Raw genomic sequence first — 20290 nt, 5'->3', positions numbered from 1 at the left:
ACGGCTGTCCACGCCAGCCGTGGGCCTACGTTGGCGGGATGACCCGAGCGTCCACCGGTGGCCCGGTCCCCGAGCTCCCCGGCTGGCACGGGCCCCGGCCCGGCGCCGTGCCACCGACCCGCCAGGCCGTCGACGAGTGGCTGGTCGCGTACGTCCGGGCCTGGCAGCGCTACGACCCGGCCGACATCGGCAACCTCTTCACCGAGGACGCCACGTGGTGGCAGCCCTTCGGCGTGAGGGCCCAGGGCCGGGACCGGATCGTCGCCGAGTGGATGGCCGAGCAGCACCTCGACGAGCCCGGCGGCTACGGCGGGCGCTACGAGTGCATCGCCGTCGACGGCGACCTCGCCGTCTGCCACGGCCGCACCGAGTTCGTCGACCCGACCTCGGGCGAGCGGCGGGGCCGGTTCGACAACCTGTGGGTGCTGCGCTTCGGCCCCGACGGCCGCTGCGCCGAGTTCCACGAGTGGTACGCCCCCGAGCCGGTCCCGGCCGGCGACGCCGCGCCACCGGGTGCCGAGAGCCCGAGAAGGGATTCGAACCCTTGACCTGCTCACGACGAGTGAGCGGCCGCTGGACGCTTTGCTCACCAGCGTTTGCGCTGGTCGCCAGTGAGCGCAAAAGCCAAAGATATCTGGTGTGACGACGCGCCTACCGGAAGGCGCGCGTAGGTGGGAGGCATGCCGATCCGCTCGGATATTGACCTCGCCCATCTCGGCCACAGCGGGCCTCCTCGACCTCAGCGAGCCGGCGTTCCGGTTCTCCCTCGATGAAGTCGGTCGGTCGCATGAGCACCTCGAACGCCGACACATCCTCGCGTACAAGCGGCTAGGCGCCGCCGAGGCGCGTCAGGATCGGAGCTCGTCACGCACCGGCCCTGGCTTGCGTCATGGTGAACGCTCGGGCCATCGCCCTCGATTGCGGCCCCGCACGGTTCAGTGAAGTGGCAGATAGGTCGCAGTGGTATCGGGCACAATCGAAAAGGCCGGACCTGTGGCGACAGCATGCTGAATCCCGTCGGCCAGGAGGCGCGACCACGCCTGGCATCCTCTTAGGGCTTGAGCAGCCCGCCTGGTCTAACGACCTTTCACGACGCGGGAAGCACTCAAGCACCGCGGCCGAGCCGTCGACGGCCGCCTCGACTGCAACCACCAGGCGATGCGGCCCGGGCCGCTCTACACGAGCCCACCGGCCCGTGCCAGCGACCGCGGCGCCGACCGTCCGCGGCGAGCGGTCCGCGCGTGAGTAGCGTCGTGATGATGGCAAGCGACTTCGCCAAAGGGATCATGGCGCAGCTCGCCCCCAAGGCTGAGCGAGAATTGCAACGTCGATGGGCCGACTGGTGTGCCGCGATGCGCGGCCGCCCCGCCCCCGAGATCCACGCGGCCGCCATCGAACGATGGGGTGAGCCGCTCGACCATCGGCTCACCGAAGCGATCGCACGGGGTGACGACATCGGCCTGGTCGTCACCTTCAAGCCCGACCTTTCCGAGCTGTAGGACCTCGATCACCGCGTCCCCTGCAGGCGGAGGTCGCGGTTGCGCATCATCACCGGGCCACGCTGCGACTGGCCAGCCATGATCTCCGGGGGCCGAGAACCCGTGCATGAGGGCCATGGCGAGGTCGTCGTGGCCGCTGCGTTCGGGCACGACGATGCGAACGTGTCCAGAGACTCGTACTCCAGCGCCGCCAGCTTGGCGCAGCAGGGAGGGATGCCGGGGCACCCGGAGCCGGCCCAGCTGCAGCGCCAGCTTGATCGCTCCGAACCCACCGTCTTTCAGCGGGGCGTCGGTGGGGACGGCGTCGACCGAGAGGCGTAGGAGCCGGCAGCGCGCAGCCGGTCCCCAAGCTCGGCGTGGGCATGTAGCCGACGCCCAGGTCCTCGTTGCCGACTGGCGGACCGAGTACAACACCTACCGCCCCCGCTCCGCCCTCGGCATGCTGACGCGGAACCAGTTGGCGGAACACAGGAGGCGGACCAACCCATCGCAGCTCTCGTTGCGGGTGGACCGAGCAATGGGGTCTGGTCAAAGTAGCGACCCCGGGCGTGCCATACCGTCGCCGGTCCGGTCGTGCGCACTGCCCGGGCACTTGGCGCTGCCGGCACCGGTCGCCGTTTCGTGTGGCCCGCCCTGGGCGCCTATGGCTGGTGTACGAGCGTTGTGCTAACAAACGCCCCTGTCGCCGCTCAAGTTTCGGCTGGTCAGACGCCTTGAGAGCCCGAGAAGGGATTCGAACCCTTGACCTGCTCATTACGAGTGAGCTGCTCTGCCGACTGAGCTACCCGGGCGTGGGTCGGCCATCGTAGCCGGGCCCACGCCCGGGAAGGTCGGTGAACTACTCCTCGTACTCGGGGCAGGGCGGGTTGGGCTCGTACAGCTGGCTGGTGTCGTGGGTGACGGCCCGGAGGGCGTCGATGCGGCCGTTGCCGAAGCACTCGTCGTAGCCGGGCAGGCCGAGGTCGACGGTCGTCGACTGGAGGTACGACTCGACGTTCTGCGGCCGCATCACCACGTCGGGCTCGCCGGCGTCGGTGCCGAGCCGGCCGAACTGGCTGACGATCAGCGCGGCCACGCCGGTGGCGTGCGGGGACGCCATCGACGTGCCCTCGAGGCAGGCCCAGGCGTTGCCGGGGATCGTCGACAGCACCGTGTTCCCGCACGGGCCGGGGAACTCGCCGTTCGGGTTGTCGGAGTTGCCGCCGGGGGCGGCGACGTCGGTGGCCCAGGTGCCGTAGTTCGAGTAGGCGGCCTTCTCGCTCGCCGGGCCGAGGGCCATCGTCCCGACCACGCCCGCGGTCTCGGCCGGCACGACGTCGCACTCGTTCTCGTAGGGCTCCGGCGGGTGGGCAAGGTCGTTGTCGGAGTTGCCGAGGGCGGCGACGGGCACGACGCCCTGGTTCCTCGCGTACTGGATGGCCCGCTCGTTGGCCTGCCGGAAGGCCCGCTGCACCGGGTCGGTCATGCACTTGAACTCGTGGGACTCGAGCAGCTGGTCGTCGTCCACGAAGAAGCTCATGTTGATGACGTCGAGCTTGGCGTCGCCGGCGTAGGTGATGCCGGCCGCCGTGGCGCTGGCGTAGCAGTAGCCGGCCGCGTCGCACACCTTGACGGGGACGAGCGTGACGTTCGGGGCGACGCCGACGACCCCGACGCCGTTGGCCTGCGCGGCCACGATGCCGGCGACGTGGGTGCCGTGGAACTGGTTGTCGACGCACGGGTCGGGCGTGCCGACGCCGGGCCCGAGCGGCACGAAGTCCCGGCCCCTGGCGCAGTCGACGTTGGTGCCGCCCTCGTCGACGGCGAAGTCGACGTGCTGGGCGTCGATGCCGCTGTCCAGGATGCCGACGTCGACGGCCGGCGACCCGGCCTGCACGGCGTGGGCCTCGGGGGCCCGGATCTGGATCATGCTCCACTGGAACGGCTCGAGCGGGTCCTCGGTGACCTCGGGGCCGCCGCCGGGCGGCGGTGCCGCCGCGTCGAGGACGGTCAGGTCGCCGGCCGCGACGGCCTCGGCGTAGCTCGGGAACGCCTTCCAGGCGAAGTCCTCGCCGACCTCGTCGACGAGGGACGACCGCCGGAGCACGTCGGCGAACAGCGCGCTCGGCGAGGTCACGACGAGCACGCCGATCTGGTCGGACAGGTCGGCGGTGACGGTGCCGCCGGCGGCGGCGACCGTGGCGGCGACGGCCGACGGGGTGCCCGTGGCCGTGAACGAGCCGTCGGCCGACCAGGCGCCGTCCAGCACGACCACGTACCGCTTGACGGTCGTGCTGGCGGCCGGTGCGGTCACGCCGGCCTCGGCGGTGGGAGCGAGCAGCGTCGCCGTGGCGACGAGCCCGGCCAGCGAGACGAGCCATCGAACCATGTGGCCTCCCTCGAACGTCCCGCCATCGGATGGTGAGGCTCGGGACTTCGACGCCCCGGCGCGCCGTTCCTGCCCCGCTCGCGTCGCCCCAGACGCGAACGGGCCCGGCGGCGGAGCTGCCTCCACCGCCGGGCCCGTTCGGTACGACGGGCTACCGGTGAGCCGTCAGCCGGCTACGGGGTGACGTCGTCGGGGTCGCCGATGTAGACGAGCCCGGCGCCGTACGCCTCGCTGTCGGGGACGGCCTCGCCGCCGAGGTGGCAGTACCCGGTCGGGCAGTGCACGCCGGTCAGGTCGGCGGCGCTCATGTCGTCGGGGTCGAGCACCTCGGTGAAGTTCGGGCCGGCGTCGATGGCCCGGCCCTGGACGAGCTGGACGAGCCGCCCGACGTTGCCCCTCGCCCCGGCGGTCTCGCTGGCGATGACGGCGAGGCTGGCCGTGACGTGCGGGGCGGCCATCGAGGTGCCCTGGATGGTCGAGTAGCACTCGTTGACGTAGAAGTGGGAGCCCCTCGTGAACGTGAAGCAGGGGATCTGCGTCGCCCAGTTGGACGTCGTGGAGAACGTCTCCCACACGTTGGTCAGGTCGTCGTCGGTGTACGGGAAGCCGGGCGTGCCGCCCCGGTCCCACACCGGCAGGTTGAACTTGCGGGCCCCGCCGGGGCCGGCGATGTCGATGCGGGGGCCGTAGTTGCTGTAGTAGGCGAGCTGGTCCTCCTCGCCCTGGCCGGCCGCCTGGTGGCGGTCCCGCAGCGGCTTGCAGGTGGCGGCGGTGTCCTCCGGCGACCCGGCCGTGCCCTCGGGGCAGCCGTGCGACGACGGGACCGTCTGGTTGTTGGTGGCCGAGACGTCGACGACGCCCCGGACGCCGCCGGGCGACTCCCACATGCCGTACGGGTCGAACAGCTCGGCCCGCGGGGTGGTGAGGGTGCCGTGGCTGATGACCTTGCCCCCGGTGCCGATCCTGGTGTGGTCGTTCCCGGCGCTGGCGACGATGACCATCCCGCGCTCGCGGGCGTAGTTGACGGCGTCGACGTACATCTGGTGCACGCGCGGGTTGTCGCCGTAGCCACCGAAGGAGATGTTGAGGACGTCGACGCCCGCGTCGGCCGCCTCGATGAAGCCCTCGATCAGGGTCGAGCTGCTGGCGAAGCCGCACCACTGCGCGATCTTCACGGCGACGAGGTCGACGTCGAAGGCGATGCCGTTCGTGCCCACGCCGTCCATCTCGGCGGCGATGTTGCCGGCGATCCAGGTGCCGTGGCCGTGCCAGTCGGTGTCGACCGGGCCGCCGAACTCCTCGGCCAGCATCTCGTCGCTGGTGCCGAAGAACCGCCGGCACAGGTTGTCGTCGTCGGCCAGGTCGATCACCTGCACGACCTGGTCCTTCAGCTCGGAGTGGGTGTAGTCGACGCCGGTGTCCATGACGGCGACGGTGATGCCCTCGCCGGTGGCGCCGCGGTGCCACGCGTCGGGCGCGCCGATGCGCCGGTAGTCCCAGAGCAGACCGGCGTAGGACATGGCCGGGTCACCGGCCTCGCCGCTCGCGTCCCTCGTCATCGCCGGCTCGGCGATCGTCCTGGCGTTCTGGACGCCGGGCGCCCGGACCGCAGGCCGGGACGCGTCGGCCCAGCTGAGCGAGACGATCTCGTCGAGGGACACGTCCGCCGCGGCCCGGTCGGACCGCAGCGAGGCTGCCTGCGAGCTGGTGGCCTCGACGACGAAGGCGTTGAGCTTGGAGATGTCGAGGACGACCTCGGCCCCCCGGCTCTGCGCCCGGTCCCGGAGCCCGGCCAGCTCGGCCGCGCTCGTCGCCGTCACGATCCACCTCTCGCGTGGAGCTGCCGCCGCCTCGACCCGCACCGCCGGGAGCAACCCGGCGACGAGCGAGAGCGCGGCGAGCCCCAGCAGCAACCGAGCTCGCGTCATGTGGCCTCCTTGCCAATGTGCCGCCCTGTCGGATGGAGCGGCGCAACCCTAGGCCGCATGTGTGCCCGGTGTCACCGGTCGGAAACGAAGGTGAAGCGGCCGTCTCGTCGGGAGGGTGCCGCACGCCCCCCCGGCGGCCGGCCCGGTCAGGAGCGGAGCAGGCGCTGCACGGCGGCCGTCGCCTCGGCCAGCTTCTCCTCGGCGTCAGGCCCGCCGGCGGTGACCGCCTCGGCCACGCAGTGGTGCAGGTGCTCGTCGAGGAGGCCGACGGCGACGCTCTGGAGCGCCTTCGACACGGCCGCGACCTGGGTCAGCACGTCGATGCAGTAGGTGTCCTCGTCGACCATCCGCTGGAGGCCCCGCACCTGGCCCTCGATGCGGCGGAGGCGGGCGAGGTACTCGTCCTTCCTGGTCGTGTAGCCGTGCACGACCCCTACCCTACCGGGGTACCCGCGAGCGGCGGCAGGTCGAGCAGGAGGGCCTCGAGCAGGAGCCCCTCCGAAGGGTTGCGGATGAGCGCGGCGGCGGTCGCCTCGAGCCGCTCGACGGCCTCGACCAGCGGCGCCGGCCGGGCCGCGTCGACCAGCGCCCGGCGGTACCGCTCGCCGACGACGCCGAGCCCGGCCCGCACCTCGTCGGTCCGCAGCCGGCGCACCTCCCGCCGGTGCCGGGCCTCGAGGTCCCTCGCGCTCGGCGGCCGCGTCCCGTAGCGGGCCGCCTGCTCGGCCAGCTCGGCCACCTCCGCGGCCTGGCGGGCCTCCAGCGGCTCGGTGGCCCGGTCGATCAGCGCCCGCAGCTCGGCCGCCAGCTCGGCCACGGCCCGGCCGGTGCCGTCGAGCCGCTCGGGCACCGTCCACCAGGCGTGGCGGCGGGCGGCCAGCTCGGGGTCGGTGGCGAGCAGGCGGGCCCGGTCGAGGTCGCCCCCGGCCGCGGCGGCGGCCACCTCGGCGGCCTCGCGGTCCACGCCCTCGGCGGCCAGCGCGGCGGCGACGAGGCCGGGGGCGACCGGCCCGAAGTCGACGCGCACCGACCGGGAGGCGATCGTCACCAGCTCGGGCGGGACCTCCTCGGCCAGCAGCACGAACACGGTCGACGGCGGCGGCTCCTCCACGGCCTTCAGCAGGATGGCGGCGAACACGTCGACGAGGTGGACGTCGACCACGAGGATGACCTTGCGGGCGCCCTCGACCGGGCTCCTGGCCGAGAGGGCGACGACCTCTCGCGCCTCGTCGGCGCTGATCCTCGCCCCCTGGCGCTCCACCACGACGAGGTCGGGGTGGGTCTCGGCCAGGGCGAGGGCGACGGCCCGCTCCTCGCCGCCCGGCGGCGCGGCGGCGGCCAGCACCTCGGCGGCGAACGCCCTGGCCGCGGCGCGGGTGCCGACCCCGGTCGGGCCGACCAGGAGGTAGGCGTGCACCGGCCGGCGGGCGGCCGAGCGCAGCACGGCGACGGGGCGGGCCTGCCCGACGACCGCGGCCCACGCCGCGTCCAGCCGCTCGGCGGCCGGCCCGCCGGCGGTCACGCCGGGACCCCCAGCCGGGCGGCGACGGCGGCCCGGACGGCGGCGGCGACCTCGTCCACCGGGCGGGTGCCGTCGACCACCACCCACCGGTCGTCGGCGGCGGCCAGCCGGCGGTAGCCCTCGGCCACCCTCGTGTGGAAGGCGGCGGCCTCGGCCTCGAAGCGGTCGGGCGAGCCGTCGCGGGCGCCTGCCACCGCCACCGGCACGTCGAGCAGCACGACGAGGTCGGGCGCCAGCCCGCCCGTCGCCCACTCCGACACCCGCCGCACGTCCTCGACGTCGAGGCCCCGCCCGTAGCCCTGGTAGGCGAGCGACGAGCCGACGTAGCGGTCGGTCACCACGTGGCGGCCCTCGGCCAGCGCCGGGCGGACGACGGTGGCGACGTGGTGGGCCCGGTCGGCGGCGACGAGGAGCGCCTCGGCCCTGGCGTCGACGGCGCCCGTAGCCGGGTCGAGCAGCACGTCCCGCACCCGGCGCCCGAACGCCGTGCCGCCCGGCTCCCGGGTCAGCACGGCGCCGAGGTGGTCGGCGAGCAGCGCCGCCTGGGTCGACTTCCCGCTGCGGTCGCCCCCCTCGAAGGCGACGAACCGGGCCGTCACCCGACCGGCTCCCGGCGCCGCTCGGCCTGGAGCGACCGGTACGACAGCCCGCCGGCGGCGAGGATGATCACGCCGGCGAGCCACAGCGTCAGCCGCACGCCGGGGACGGCGACGGACACGCCGAGCAGGTCGATGCGGCCGTCGAACAGGGCGTCGGACACGTCGCCGAGCAGCTCGGCCAGCAGCGGCCCGACGGCGAAGGCCAGCAGCACGCACAGCCGGACCAGCGTGTAGAGGGTGCTGAAGATCCGGCCCCGCAGCTCGTCCTCCACGTTCTCGTGGAGGATCGTGAACCCCAGCACGTAGACGGCCCCGGCGCACACGCCGAGGACGGCGACGAACAGCGCGGCGAGGGCGAGGGTGTTCAGCGACGAGGCGACCAGGAGCGACACGCCGGCCATGAGCACGGCGGCGGTGAACACGCCGGCCTTGGGCAGGCGCTTCTGGACGGCCGACAGCAGGGCGATGCCGACGGCCACGCCGAGCCCGAGGGCGGTGACGAACAGCCCGAACCCGGCGTCGCCGGCGTGCAGCACCTGGGTGGAGAAGACGGGCCCGAGGGGCACCAGCATCCCGCCGCCGATCAGCCCGGTGCCGAGGCCGAGCATCACCGACCGCACCACCGGGCTGATGAAGATGAACCGCCACCCCTCCTTGAGCTCGCCGACGGCCCGGCCCACCTCGGCCCGCCGGTGCTCGGCCGGCGCCCGGCGCTGGCGGGCCCGCCTCGTCCTCGGCAGGTCGAGCGTGCCGATCAGGCACGCCGACAGCAGGAACGTGCAGGCGTCGACGTAGAAGGCGATCGACAGCTGCTCGGGGCGCAGCACGTCGAGGGCGTCGACCGACGACACCCACTCGGCCACCTTGGCCAGCAGGGCGAAGAACGCCGACGCGAACGGGAAGCTGCCGTAGGCGGCCACGAGCGACAGCGAGTTGGCGGTGGTGAGGTGGTCGGCGGGGACGAGGTTGGGGACCGACGCCTCCTTGGCCGGCGACCACAGCAGGGTGAAGATCTCGAGCACCAGCGAGGCCAGCACCAGGCCGGGGATGGTGTCGACGAACGGCAGGGTGGCGAGCACCGCCCCCCGGCCGATGTCGCAGATGACCATGACCTTCTTGCGGTCCCAGCGGTCGACGAGCACGCCGGCCGCGGCGGCGAAGAAGAAGCCGGGGACGATCCTGGCCGACATGACGAGGCCGACCGCGGCGCCGGCCGAGTCGTCGCCGATGCGGGCGGCCAGGGCGGCGATGGCGAGGAACCCGATCCAGTCGCCGAACGACGACACGACCTGGGCCAGCCAGAGCCGGAAGTACATCCGCGACCCGAACAGGCGGACGTGCAGGCCGGGCCGGTCGTGGCGGACCCTCCGGGTCGGCACCGTCGGCACGCTGGGCGCGAACACGAAGTCGGCCGGGGGCAGCGGCTCGCCTCCGGCATCGTCGGCGGGCTGGCGGCGAGGCTCCGCCACGGAGGCCAGGTTAGGAGACGGTCCCGCCGGGGGCGGCGACCGGGACGGGGGCGGGCACGGGCCGGGGGGTCAGCCCGAGCGGGACGGGCGGGACGCGCCGCCCTGCTTCGCGGCCGACGCCTTCTTCGCCGCCGACGCCTTCCCCGACGCCTTCTTGGCCGCCGACGCCTTCTTGGCCGGCTTCTTGGCCGCCTTCTTGGCCGCCGCCTTCTTCGGCGGCGCCGTGGCCGCGCGTTCCCGCCGGTCGGCGAGCAGCTCGGCCGCCCGCTCGATCGTGATGCCCTCGACCGTGTCGCCCTTGCGCAGCGACGCGTTCGTCTCCCCGTCGGTCACGTACGGCCCGAACCGGCCCTCCTTGACCGACACCGGCCGGCCCGACACGGGGTCGTCGCCCAGCTCCCGGAGGGCCGCGGTGGAGCGGGCCCCCCGCCGGCGCTTGGGCTCGGCGAACAGCCGGAGCGCCTCGTCGAGGGTGACCGTGAACAGCTGGTCCTCCCGCTCGAGGCTGCGGCTGTCGTCGCCCTTGCGCAGGTAGGGCCCGTAGCGGCCGTTCGTGGCGACGATCTCCTGCCCGTCCGACGGGTCCACGCCGACGAGGCGGGGCAGGCTGAGCAGGCGCAGGGCGTCGTCCAGGGAGACGGTCTCGACGGTCATGCCCTGGAACAGCGACGCCGTCCTCGGCTTGGCGTCGCCGTCGGCCTCGCCCAGCTGCACGAAGGGACCGAAGCGGCCGGAGCGGGCGATGACCGGGAGGCCGGACGCCGGGTCGGTGCCGAGCACCCGGTCGCCGCTCGGCGCCTGGAGGAGCGCGAGGGCGCGGTCGACCGACAGCTCGTCGGGCGGCAGGTCGTCGGGCAGCGGCGCCGTCGTGTCGCCCTTCTGGAGGTAGGGCCCGTAGCGGCCGACGCGGGCGACGACCTCCTCCCCGTCCTCGGCGGTGCCGATCGGGATCGAGTTGACGGCCCTGGCGTCGATGTCGCCGAGGTGGTCGGACACGAGCTGGCGCAGGCCGAAGCCCTTCGGGCGCCGGTCCCCCTCCCCGTCGCCGAAGTAGAAGCGGGCCAGCCACGGCACCGCCTCCTCGCCGCCCCGCGCGATCTCGTCGAGGTCGTCCTCCATGCGGGCCGTGAACGCGTAGTCCACGAGGTCGGGGAAGTGGCGCTCGAGCAGGGTGACGACGGCGAAGGCGGTGAACGACGGGACCAGCGCCGACCCCTTCTTCCACACGTAGCCCCGGTCCTGGATGGTGCTGATGATCGAGGCGTAGGTGGACGGGCGGCCGACGCCGAGCTCCTCCAGGCGGCGGACGAGCGACGCCTCGGTGAAGCGGGCCGGCGGGCTCGTGGCGTGCCCTTCGGGGCGCAGCTCGACGGCGTAGAGGGCGTCGCCCTCGGACAGCTCGGGCAGCACCCGCTCCTGGTCCTCGAGGTCGGAGTCGGGGTCGTCGCTGCCCTCGACGTAGGCGCGGAGGAAGCCCGGGAAGGCGATGGTCTTGCCGCTCGCCGCGAACTCGGCGTCGCGTCCCGACCGGGCGCTGCCGCCCAGCCGGACCTGCACGCTCTCGCCCCTGGCGTCGGCCATCTGCGACGCCACCGTCCGCTTCCAGATCAGGTCGTAGAGCCTGGCCTCGTCGCTGCCGACCTCGCGGGCGACGGCGTCGGGCGCCCGGAACGAGTCACCGGCCGGGCGGATGGCCTCGTGGGCCTCCTGGGCGTTCTTGACCTTCGTCGTGTAGACGCGGGGCGACGGCGTCAGGTAGTCGGGCCCGTAGCGCTCGGTGATCTGGGCCCTGGCGGCGGCGACGGCGGTGGACGACAGCGTGGTGCTGTCGGTCCTCATGTAGGTGATGTAGCCGTTCTCGTAGAGGCGCTGGGCGACCTGCATGGTCCTCGCCGACGAGAACCGCAGCTTGCGGCCCGCCTCCTGCTGGAGGGTCGACGTCATGAACGGCGCGTACGGCGAGCGCCGGTACGGCTTGCGCTCGACGGACCGGACGGCGAACGACGCGCCGTCCAGGTCGGCGGCGAGCTCGGTGGCCCCGGCCTCGTCCAGGACGACGACGTCGCCCCTGGACAGCTCCCCGGTCTCGGCGAAGTCCCTGCCGGTGGCGAGGCGGGTGCCGTCGAGGGCGACGAGGGTCGCCGGGAACGACGCGGCCGGGTCCTCGGCGGGGGCGAACGTGCCCTGGACGTCCCAGAACGAGGCGGCCCTGAACCGCATCCTGGCCCGCTCCCGCTCGACGATCACCCTGGTGGCGACGCTCTGCACCCGGCCGGCCGACAGCCGGGGCATGACCTTCTTCCAGAGGACCGGGGAGACCTCGTAGCCGTAGAGGCGGTCGAGGATCCGGCGGGCCTCCTGGGCGTCGACCAGCCGCCGGTCGAGGTCGCGGGGGTGCTCGATGGCCTCGCGGATGGCCCGGGGGGTGATCTCGTGGAACACCATCCGCCGCACCGGCACCCGCGTGCCGGGGTTCAGCACCTCGAGCAGGTGCCAGGCGATGGCCTCGCCCTCGCGGTCCTCGTCGGTCGCGAGGTACAGCTCGCTCGCGTCCTTGAGCTTCGCCTTCAGCGTGCGGACCTGGTCCTTCTTCTCCCTCGCCACCACGTAGAGCGGCTTGAACCCGTTGTCGACGTCGACGCCGAGCCGGGCCCACGCCTCGCCCTTGTAGGCCGGCGGCACGTCGGCGGCGTTGCGCGGCAGGTCGCGGATGTGGCCGATCGAGGACTCCACCACGTAGTCGCCGCCGAGGAAGCGGGCGATGGTCCGCGCCTTGGCGGGCGACTCGACGATGACGAGGGGCTTTCCCACTAACCGATCATCTCCTGCCGGGCCTCCTTGCGGACGAACACCTGGTGGGCGACCTTCGACCCGAGGGTGCGGTCCTGGCCGTCCACCCGGAGGACGACCGGCCCGTCGAAGGGGTGCTTCTCCCTGACCTCGACCCGCACGCCGGGGCGGACGCCCAGCGTGTCGAGGAAGGCGACGACGTCGGGGTCGGTCGACCCCGGCACGGCGACGACGGCCCGGTCGCCCGGCTCGAGGTCGTAGAGCGGGGGCAGCTCGGGCACGTCGACCATCTCCGGCTCGGGGATCGGGAAGCCGTGCGGGCACTCGGTGGGCCGGTCGAGGGCGAGGTAGAGGCGCTCGACCACGTCCTCGGGCAGGTCGTGCTCGAAGGACGGGGCGAGCCGGTCGGCCGCCTGCCAGGGGTAGCCGAGCATGTCGGCGAGGAAGCGCTCGACGATCCGGTGGCGGCGGATGGCGGCGACCGCGGCCGCCCGCCCGTCGCCGGTCAGCTCCACCCCCCGGTACGGGCGGTGGTCGACGAGGCCCCGCTCGGCCAGCCGCTTCACGGTCACCGTGACGGTGCCGGGGACGAGGCCGAGGGCCTCCGCGAGCGCGCCGGTCTGGGCCGCCGGGCGGTCCCGGGTCAGCCGGTAGATGGCCTTGAGCGCCTCACGCTCGGACTTGGTGGTGACGGGGTCCATGGTTTTGAACGGTCGAAACATCCTAGGGTTGGCCGTCGTGGACTTCGAACCCTCGCCGCTCGCCCGCGAGTACCACGACCGGTTGAGCGCGTTCCTCGAGGAGCGGGTGTTCCCCGCCGAGCCGGTCTACGACGCCCAGCTGGCCGAGCTCGGCGACCCCCACGGCGAGCCGCCGGTCATGGACGAGCTGAAGGCCGAGGCCAGGCGGCGGGGGCTGTGGAACCTGTTCCTCCCCCACGAGGAGCTCGGCGCGGGGCTCACCAACCTGGAGTACGCGCCGCTGGCCGAGCTGACCGGCCGCAGCCGGATCGCCCCCGAGACGATCAACTGCTCCGCGCCCGACACCGGCAACATGGAGATCCTCGCCATGTTCGGCACCCCCGAGCAGCAGGAGCAGTGGCTCCACCCGCTGCTCGAGGGCGAGATCCGCTCGTGCTTCGCCATGACCGAGCCGGAGGTGGCGAGCTCCGACGCCACCAACATCCGGTCCTCGATCCGGCGCGAGGGCGACGAGTACGTGATCGACGGCCGGAAGTGGTGGACGAGCGGGGCGCTCCGTCGGCGCACGAAGGTCGCCATCTTCATGGGCCGGACCGACCCGGACGCGCCGCCCCACCGCCAGCAGTCGATGGTGCTGGTCCCCATGGACACGCCCGGCGTGACCGTCCACCGGAACCTGGAGGTGTTCGGCTTCACCGACCAGGAGGGCCACGGCGAGGTCACCTTCGAGGGCGTGCGGGTGCCGGTGACCAACCTGCTCGGCGAGGAGGGCGGCGGGTTCGCCATCGCCCAGGCCCGGCTCGGGCCCGGCCGCATCCACCACTGCATGCGCTCGCTCGGGACGGCGGAGCGGGCGCTCGAGCTGATGTGCCGGCGGGTGCGGGACCGGGTGGCGTTCGGCGCCCCGCTGGCCGACCAGGGCGTGATCCAGCAGTGGATCGCCGACAGCCGCATCGAGATCGAGCAGGCCCGCCTCCTCGTGCTGAAGACGGCCTGGCTGATCGACACGGTCGGTTCCAAGGGGGCGCGGGTCGAGATCGCGGCGATCAAGGTCGTGTGCCCGAACGTCGCCCTCCGGGTGGTCGACCGGGCCATCCAGGCCCACGGGGGCGGCGGCGTGTCGCAGGACTTCCCGCTGTCGGCCATGTGGGCCTGGCAGCGGGCCCTCCGCCTGGCCGACGGGCCCGACGAGGTGCACCGCCGCACGATCGCCCGGCGCGAGCTGCGGCGCTACGAGCCCGAGGGGCCGGCCGCCTCGTCCTGACCGGTCGCGGCGAGCACCGCCGCCCCGACCAGCGCGGCGACCACCGACGCGGCCAGCACCCCGAGCACGGCCTGGTCGGCGAGGGCCTGGTCGTCGAAGGCCAGGCCGGCCACGAACAACGAGACGGTGAAGCCGATCCCGGCGACGGCCCCGATGCCGGCGACCTGCGGCCACCGCACGCCGTCGGGCAGGGTGGCGACGCCGAGGCGGGTGGCCAGCCAGGCGCCGCCGGTCACGCCGGCCAGCTTGCCGAGGACGAGGCCGGCGACCACGCCGAGGGTGACGGCCGAGGTGGCCGCGTCGGCCAGCCCGTCGGCGGTGACGACCACGCCGGCGTTGGCCAGGGCGAACAGCGGGACGACGACGTAGGAGGCGATCGGGTGCAGCGCCTCCTCGACCCGCTGCCCCTCGCGAGCTGGGGTGACGAGGCCGAGGACGGCGCCGGCGATCGTGGCGTGGACGCCCGACTCGTGGGTGGCGAACCACACGAGCACGCCGGCCACCACGTAGAACGGCACGCCCCGGACGCCGAGCCGGTGGAGGACGACCATGGCGACCACGCCGGCCGCCGCCGCCAGCAGCCACGCCGGCTCCAGGTGGTCGGTGTAGACGACGGCGATCACGAGGATCGCCCCGATGTCGTCGACCACGGCGAGCGTCAGCAGGAGGAGGCGGAGGGACGACGGCACCCGCCGCCCGAGGAGGGCGACGACGCCGAGGGCGAAGGCGATGTCGGTCGCCATCGGCACCCCCCACCCGGCGGCGCCCGGCCCGCCGGCGTTGACGGCGACGTAGACGGCGGCGGGCACGACCATCCCGCCGAGGGCGGCCACGACGGGAAGGGCCACCGTCCTGCGGTCGCGCAGCTCGCCGGACGTCGCCTCTCGGCGGATCTCCAGGCCGACGACGAGGAAGAACAGCGCCATCAGGCCGTCGTTCACCCAGTGGCGGAGGTCGAGGGACAGGCCGGTGCCGCCGACGTCGACGGCCGCCTCGGTCGACCAGAGGTCGAGGTAGGACGCCTGCCAGGGCGAGTTCGCCCAGGCGAGGGCGGCGACCGTGGCGGCGACGAGGAGGATGCCGCCGGCGGCCTCGACGGCGAGGAAGCGGCGGGCGGCGGCGGCGACGGCGACCGCAGGGCGGGGGCGGGAGGAGGCGGCCATGGTGGAGTCGCCGACCAGACTTCCCGGCACGCCGCCCGACAGCGTACCGCCCACCCGCCCGGCACGGGCCCGTTCCCCGGGGCGACGGCGGGTTGCGCCCCGGTCGAGCTGGGCCGGCTACTCGAAGTGGCGGATGCGGCCCTCGCTGGCCTCGAGCACGGCCCGGACGGCGTCGCGCAGGCGGGTGTGGAGGAGCCGGAACCGGTCGGCCTCGGGGTCGGCGGCGCCGGGCTCGTCGGGGGCCGCCTCCGCGGCCTCGCCGCTCGCCAGGTCGGCCAGGGCGGCGTCCCAGTCCGTGGTCGCCGCGGCCAGCTTCAGCCGCATCGCCGGCGCCTGCACCAGCGCCCGCTCCAGGTCGCCCACGATCGTGACGACCACGTCCGTCGTCGTCCGCACGCCCGGGGTGGCGAGCAGGTGGAGGGCCTGGAGCTTGCGCATGGCGAGGGCGGCGATCATCACCGGGTCGCCCAGCTCGGCCACCGCCGAGTCGACCTCCGACAGGTCGAGGCGCACCTCGGCCGGCACGCCGAACCACCGCCGCAGGATCGTGAACAGCTCCGCCGTCACGTCGTGGAGGGCCAGCAGCTCGGCCGGCTTGGCGAGCGCCTCCACCGTCACCCGAGCCCTTCGGGCGGCTCGCCCAGGTAGAGCACCAGGCAGACGTCGGTGCCCTTCTCGGAGGACTCGAACGTCACCTCGTCGGTCAGCGCCCGGATGAGCGGGATGCCGAGCCCCCGCTCGAAGTCCAGCCTGGCCGGGTCGGTCACCGGCGGGTGCGGGCGCAGCGACGCCGGGTCGAAGCCCATCCCGCGGTCCCGCACGAGCACCTCGACCCGCTCGTCGTCGATCGAGCAGCGGACGAGCACCTGCTCGGCGTCGTCGGCGCGGTTGGCCGCCTCCATGGCGTTGGTGCACGCCTCGGAGACGGCGAGCTTCAGGTCGCCGATGCGGCTCTCCGAGAGGCCGGCGTCGATGGCGACGGCGGCGGAGACGACGAGGCGGACGAGAGCGAGGTACTCGGCGCGGGCGGGGACGAGGAGCTCGACGACGTCGCCCACGTCGGCGTCAGCGGGTCCGGATCAACCCGCCGAGACGGCCTCGTCGACCGTGCCGTACATCGGGAAGACCTTCGTGAGCCCGGTGATCTCGAAGACCTTCAGGATGCGGGGCTGGGTGCACACGAGGGCGAGCTCGCCGTCGTGGGTGCGCACCCGCTTCAGCGCGCCCACGAGGACGCCGAGCCCGGTGGAGTCCAGGAAGTCGACGCCCTCGAGGTCGACGGCGATGCGGTGACGCCCTTCCGTCACCAGCCCGACCAGCTGCTCGCGGAGCCGGGGCGCGGTCGCGACGTCGACCTCGCCGGTGACGGCGAGCACCGCCCAGCCGTCTCGTTCGGTGACGTCGAGACCGAGATCCATCCTCGAGGCTCCTCCTGCCGGGCCGATCAGGGGCGCGCCCACGCTACCCGACGCCTCCGAGCGTGAAACCGGACCGCCTCCAGGCTACGGCCGTGTAATTCCACCGTTGGGACGCGTAGAGTCGCGGCGGCCATGGCCCTCGCCCCGCTGCCCGAGCTGGACGACCTGCTGGCCCTCCTCGACGACGGCCGCCTCGTCCACCTGGAGCGCCTGCCGGCGTGCGCCGCGGTGCCGGGCCGCCTGGCCAAGCCCCTCCCCGCCGCCGTCGCCGCCCGCCTCGGCGTCCCCGAGCTGTGGTCCCACCAGGCGGCGGCCATCGACCTGGCCCGGTCGGCGCGCTCGGTCGCCATCGCCACCGGGACGGCGTCGGGGAAGTCGCTCTGCTACCAGGCACCGGTGGCCGAGGCGGCCGTGTCGGGCGGGACGGCGCTGCTGCTGTTCCCCACCAAGGCGCTCGCCCAGGACCAGCTGCGGGCGCTCGCCGCCTTCGACGTCCCCGGGCTCGTCCCCGCCACCTACGACGGCGACTGCACGCCCGAGGCCCGCACCTGGGTGCGGCGCCACGCCAACGCCGTGTTGACCAACCCGGAGATGCTGCACGTCGGCGTGCTCCCCCACCACGGCCGGTGGGCCGAGTTCCTGCACCGCCTCCGCTACGTCGTCGTCGACGAGCTGCACGTGCTGCGGGGCATCTTCGGCAGCCACGTCGCCCACCTGCTGCGCCGGCTGCGGCGGCTGTGCGCGCACTACGGGTCGGCCCCGACGTTCGTGTTCTGCTCGGCGACCATCGGCCGGCCGGCCACCCTGGCGTCCGCGCTGTGCGGGCTGCCCGTCGAGGAGGTCGTGGAGGACGGGTCGCCGAGGGGCGAGCGCCTCGTCGCCCTGTGGAACCCGCCGCTCGTCGACGAGGTGGCCGGGGTGCGGGCGTCGGGCAACGCCGAGACGGCCGGCCTCGTCGCCGAGCTGGTGGCGTCCGGGCGGCGCACGATCGCCTTCTGCCGCAGCCGGCGGGGGACGGAGGTGGTGGCGGCGGACGTGCGGCGGCGGCTGCCGTCCGACGTTGACGCGGAGACCGTTCGCCCCTACCGGGGCGGCTACCTCGCGGCCGAGCGGCGGGACATCGAGGCCGACCTGTTCACCGGCCGGCTGCGGGGCGTCGTGGCGACGACCGCGCTCGAGCTCGGCGTCGACGTCGGCGGCCTCGACGCCTGCGTGCTGAACGGGTTCCCGGGGACGATCGCGTCGATGTGGCAGCAGGCCGGGCGGGCGGGCCGCGAGCAGCAGCGGTCGCTCGCCGTCCTCGTCGCCGGCGAGGACCAGCTGGACCAGTGGTTCATGGCCCACCCGACCGAGCTGTTCACCCGGCCGCCGGAGCCGGCCGTCGTCAACCCGGCCAACCCGACCGTCGCCGACCCCCACCTGGCCTGCGCCGCCTACGAGCTGCCGCTCTCCCACGCCGACGCCCGGTACTGGCCGGAGGTGCTCGACGACGGCGTCCGCCGGCTGGCCCTCGACGGGCGGCTGCGGGTGCGGGACCGGCGGGCGTACTGGGCCGGCCGGGGGTGGCCGGCGCACGGCATCGGCCTGCGCAGCGGGTCGTCCACCGAGTACCGGATCGCGCTCGCCGACGGCGCCCTCGTCGGCACCTGCGACGCCGGCCGGGCGTTCGAGACCGTCCACCCCGGCGCCGTGTACCTCCACCAGGGGGCCGCCTACCGGGTCGCCGACCTCGACCTCGACGACCGGGTGGCGTGGGTCGAGCCGTGCGACGGCGGCGAGTACACGCTGGCCCGCACGGAGACCGACATCCGCATCCTCGGCGTCGACGCCTCCCGGGCCGTCGGGCGGGCGACGGTCGGGCTCGGGCCGATCCAGGTCGCGTCGCAGGTGACCGGGTACCAGCGGAAGGACGCGTTCACCGGCGAGGTGCTCGGCACCCAGGAGCTGTCGCTGCCGCCGAGCACGCTGGTGACCAGGGCGTTCTGGTACGTGGTCGACGAGGACGTGCTGGCGCGGGCGGGGGTGGCGCCGCCGGCGTGGCCGGGCGCGCTGCACGCCGCCGAGCACGCCGGGATCGGGATGCTGCCGCTGTTCACGATCTGCGACCGCTGGGACGTCGGCGGGGTGTCGACGTGCTGGCAGGTGGACACGGGCCGGCCGACGATCGTCGTCTACGACGGGTACCCGGGCGGCACGGGGATCGCCGAGCTCGGCTACGAGGCGGCCGAGCGCCACCTCGCCGCCACCCTGGAGGCGATCCGGGCCTGCCCGTGCGGCACGGGGTGCCCGTCGTGCGTGCAGAGCCCGAAGTGCGGCAACTGGAACGAGCCCCTGGACAAGGCGGGCGCGGCGGCCCTGCTGGCCGAGGTGCTCGGGCGATAGCGAGGGCGGCGCTGCCGTCGGCCGGCGGACCGTCCGGGCGCTGGTCCCCGGCGGGTGATTCGGGCGCCGGTCGCCGGGCGGGCGGCGCCGTCGGCCGGCGGTTGGTCCGGGCGCTGGTCCCCGACGGGTGATTCGGGCGCCGGTCGCCGGGCGGGCGGCGCCGTCGGCCGGCGGACCGTCCGGGCGCTGGCCGCCGGCGGGTGATTCGGGCGCCGGTCGCCGGGCGGGCGGCGCCGACGGCCGGCGGACCGTCCGGCGCTGGCCGCCGGCGGGTGATTCCGGCGCCGGTCGCCGAGCGGGCGTCGGGCCGCTGGTCGGCGGTGGACGGCGGCAGCACGAGCAGGGCCGGCCTCGGCGCGGTGGCGTAGCGACCGTCGGGACGGGAGCGGGGAACGGTGCGCTGGCCGGGGGTGCGCGGCGGCCGCGCCGGGCGGGCCTTGCCTCAGGCCGGTGGCGGGGTCGCCTTGGCCTTGCGGGCGAGGTGGAGCAGCTGGGCGGCGCCGACGAGGAGGGCCATCGCCGCGGCGACGGGCAGGAGGACCCGGCGGGCGGCCGTCTCCGTCGTGAAGCGCTCGGTCTCGGTCGTCGACCGCGACACCGGGGCTGCCACCTCCGGCACCCGGGTGATCGTGCCGGCCTGGTCGCCGGCCCGCACGTCGCCGTAGTCGAGCGTCGGGCGGTAGCCAGTGTCCGCGGTCGTCGGCGGGGTCAGAGGCGACGAGCCGGCGGTCGACGGCGTGCCGCCGCCGAAGGCGACGCCGGGCGGCCGAAGGTCGAGCCCGCCGGACCACGCCGGTGCGCTGCCACCGCCGCCGCTGCCACCCGGGCTCCACCCTGGCGCCGGGGTGCCGCCCGTGCCGCCGGTCCCCGGGGTGCCGCCGGTGCCGCCGGTGCCGCCATCCCCGGGGTCGCCGCCGGCCGCGGGCGGGGCGGCGACGTGGGCGACGGCCGGGCTAGACGGCGACGAGGCGACGGGCTGGCCGCCCGGCCCGCTGCGGAGGGCGACGACCCGGTAGGCGAAGCTGCCGCCCGTCGTGGCCGCGTCGTCGTCCTGCCACGACGTGGCCCCGGCCGGCGTGGTCGCCACCGGCGTGAACGGCCCACCGTCGGCCGAGCGCTCGACCCGGTAGGTCCCGAGCGAGTCGGCCGGCGGGTCGGCCGGCGGCCGCCAGGTGAGCTCGACCGGT

General features: G+C 74.5%; 17 protein-coding genes and 1 tRNA gene. 4 read left to right on the top strand and 14 right to left on the bottom strand.

The window, feature by feature from the left end:
• Positions 1–38 precede the first annotated feature (38 nt).
• Positions 39–548, top strand: coding sequence for a nuclear transport factor 2 family protein (locus VGB14_10580; protein HEX9993362.1), 510 nt, complete (start codon positions 39–41; stop codon positions 546–548).
• Between the two features lie 711 nt (positions 549–1259).
• Complete coding sequence (locus tag VGB14_10575) at positions 1260–1499, top strand: hypothetical protein (GenBank protein ID HEX9993361.1); 240 nt, start codon at positions 1260–1262, stop codon at positions 1497–1499.
• A 718-nt stretch (positions 1500–2217) separates the two neighbouring features.
• Here the strand turns inward: VGB14_10575 and VGB14_10570 are convergent.
• The 9 genes from VGB14_10570 to VGB14_10530 form a co-directional block, all read right to left on the bottom strand.
• A tRNA-Thr gene (locus VGB14_10570) sits at positions 2218–2290 on the bottom strand.
• Positions 2291–2337: 47 nt separating this feature from the next.
• A complete protein-coding gene (locus VGB14_10565; GenBank protein ID HEX9993360.1) occupies positions 2338–3867 on the bottom strand; it encodes a S8 family serine peptidase in 1530 nt (509 codons plus the stop codon).
• Between the two features lie 173 nt (positions 3868–4040).
• On the bottom strand, positions 4041–5795 hold the full coding sequence (locus VGB14_10560; GenBank protein ID HEX9993359.1) for a S8 family serine peptidase: 1755 nt from the start codon (positions 5793–5795) through the stop codon (positions 4041–4043).
• A 146-nt stretch (positions 5796–5941) separates the two neighbouring features.
• Positions 5942–6223, bottom strand: a complete 282-nt coding sequence (locus VGB14_10555; GenBank protein ID HEX9993358.1) for a metal-sensitive transcriptional regulator — start codon at positions 6221–6223, stop codon at positions 5942–5944.
• 5 nt (positions 6224–6228) lie between these two features.
• The gene (locus tag VGB14_10550) at positions 6229–7317 is read right to left on the bottom strand and encodes a hypothetical protein (protein HEX9993357.1); all 1089 of its coding nucleotides are present in this window, start codon (positions 7315–7317) and stop codon (positions 6229–6231) included.
• Complete coding sequence (gene tmk, locus VGB14_10545) at positions 7314–7916, bottom strand: dTMP kinase (protein ID HEX9993356.1); 603 nt, start codon at positions 7914–7916, stop codon at positions 7314–7316. The genes VGB14_10550 and tmk overlap by 4 nt, the downstream gene beginning before the upstream one ends.
• The gene (locus VGB14_10540; protein HEX9993355.1) at positions 7913–9385 is read right to left on the bottom strand and encodes an MFS transporter; all 1473 of its coding nucleotides are present in this window, start codon (positions 9383–9385) and stop codon (positions 7913–7915) included. Before VGB14_10540 ends, tmk begins: the two co-directional genes overlap by 4 nt.
• A gap of 69 nt (positions 9386–9454) precedes the next feature.
• The gene (gene topA / locus VGB14_10535) at positions 9455–12196 is read right to left on the bottom strand and encodes a type I DNA topoisomerase (protein ID HEX9993354.1); all 2742 of its coding nucleotides are present in this window, start codon (positions 12194–12196) and stop codon (positions 9455–9457) included.
• Complete coding sequence (locus VGB14_10530) at positions 12196–12876, bottom strand: metal-dependent transcriptional regulator (GenBank protein ID HEX9993353.1); 681 nt, start codon at positions 12874–12876, stop codon at positions 12196–12198. The genes topA and VGB14_10530 overlap by 1 nt, the downstream gene beginning before the upstream one ends.
• A 37-nt stretch (positions 12877–12913) precedes the next feature.
• On the opposite strand from VGB14_10530, the gene VGB14_10525 reads away from it, so the two are divergent.
• Positions 12914–14140, top strand: a complete 1227-nt coding sequence (locus VGB14_10525; GenBank protein ID HEX9993352.1) for an acyl-CoA dehydrogenase family protein — start codon at positions 12914–12916, stop codon at positions 14138–14140.
• On the opposite strand, the gene nhaA is transcribed toward VGB14_10525, so the two are convergent.
• The 4 genes from nhaA to VGB14_10505 form a co-directional block, all read right to left on the bottom strand.
• A complete protein-coding gene (gene nhaA, locus VGB14_10520) occupies positions 14107–15333 on the bottom strand; it encodes a Na+/H+ antiporter NhaA (GenBank protein HEX9993351.1) in 1227 nt (408 codons plus the stop codon). The genes VGB14_10525 and nhaA overlap by 34 nt on opposite strands.
• 87 nt (positions 15334–15420) lie before the next feature.
• The gene (locus tag VGB14_10515) at positions 15421–15921 is read right to left on the bottom strand and encodes a hypothetical protein (protein HEX9993350.1); all 501 of its coding nucleotides are present in this window, start codon (positions 15919–15921) and stop codon (positions 15421–15423) included.
• Positions 15918–16361 (bottom strand): ATP-binding protein, encoded by a 444-nt coding sequence (locus VGB14_10510; GenBank protein HEX9993349.1) that lies wholly within the window; start codon positions 16359–16361, stop codon positions 15918–15920. The genes VGB14_10515 and VGB14_10510 overlap by 4 nt, the downstream gene beginning before the upstream one ends.
• A 21-nt stretch (positions 16362–16382) precedes the next feature.
• Positions 16383–16721: an STAS domain-containing protein gene (locus VGB14_10505; GenBank protein ID HEX9993348.1), complete on the bottom strand. Its 339-nt coding sequence runs from the start codon at positions 16719–16721 to the stop codon at positions 16383–16385.
• Positions 16722–16853: 132 nt separating this feature from the next.
• Here VGB14_10505 and VGB14_10500 point away from each other — a divergent pair, with 132 nt between their 5' ends.
• Positions 16854–19103: a DEAD/DEAH box helicase gene (locus VGB14_10500; GenBank protein ID HEX9993347.1), complete on the top strand. Its 2250-nt coding sequence runs from the start codon at positions 16854–16856 to the stop codon at positions 19101–19103.
• Positions 19104–19545: 442 nt separating this feature from the next.
• Here the strand turns inward: VGB14_10500 and VGB14_10495 are convergent.
• Positions 19546–20290: hypothetical protein (locus tag VGB14_10495; GenBank protein ID HEX9993346.1), on the bottom strand; the 745-nt coding region annotated here is incomplete at its 5' end.

The organism is Acidimicrobiales bacterium (assembly GCA_036399815.1).
In the GTDB taxonomy this organism is placed as follows: Bacteria; Actinomycetota; Acidimicrobiia; order Acidimicrobiales; family DASWMK01; genus DASWMK01.
Note: the sequence above shows the minus strand (reverse complement) of the source record. Positions and strands in the feature narration are given on the sequence as shown.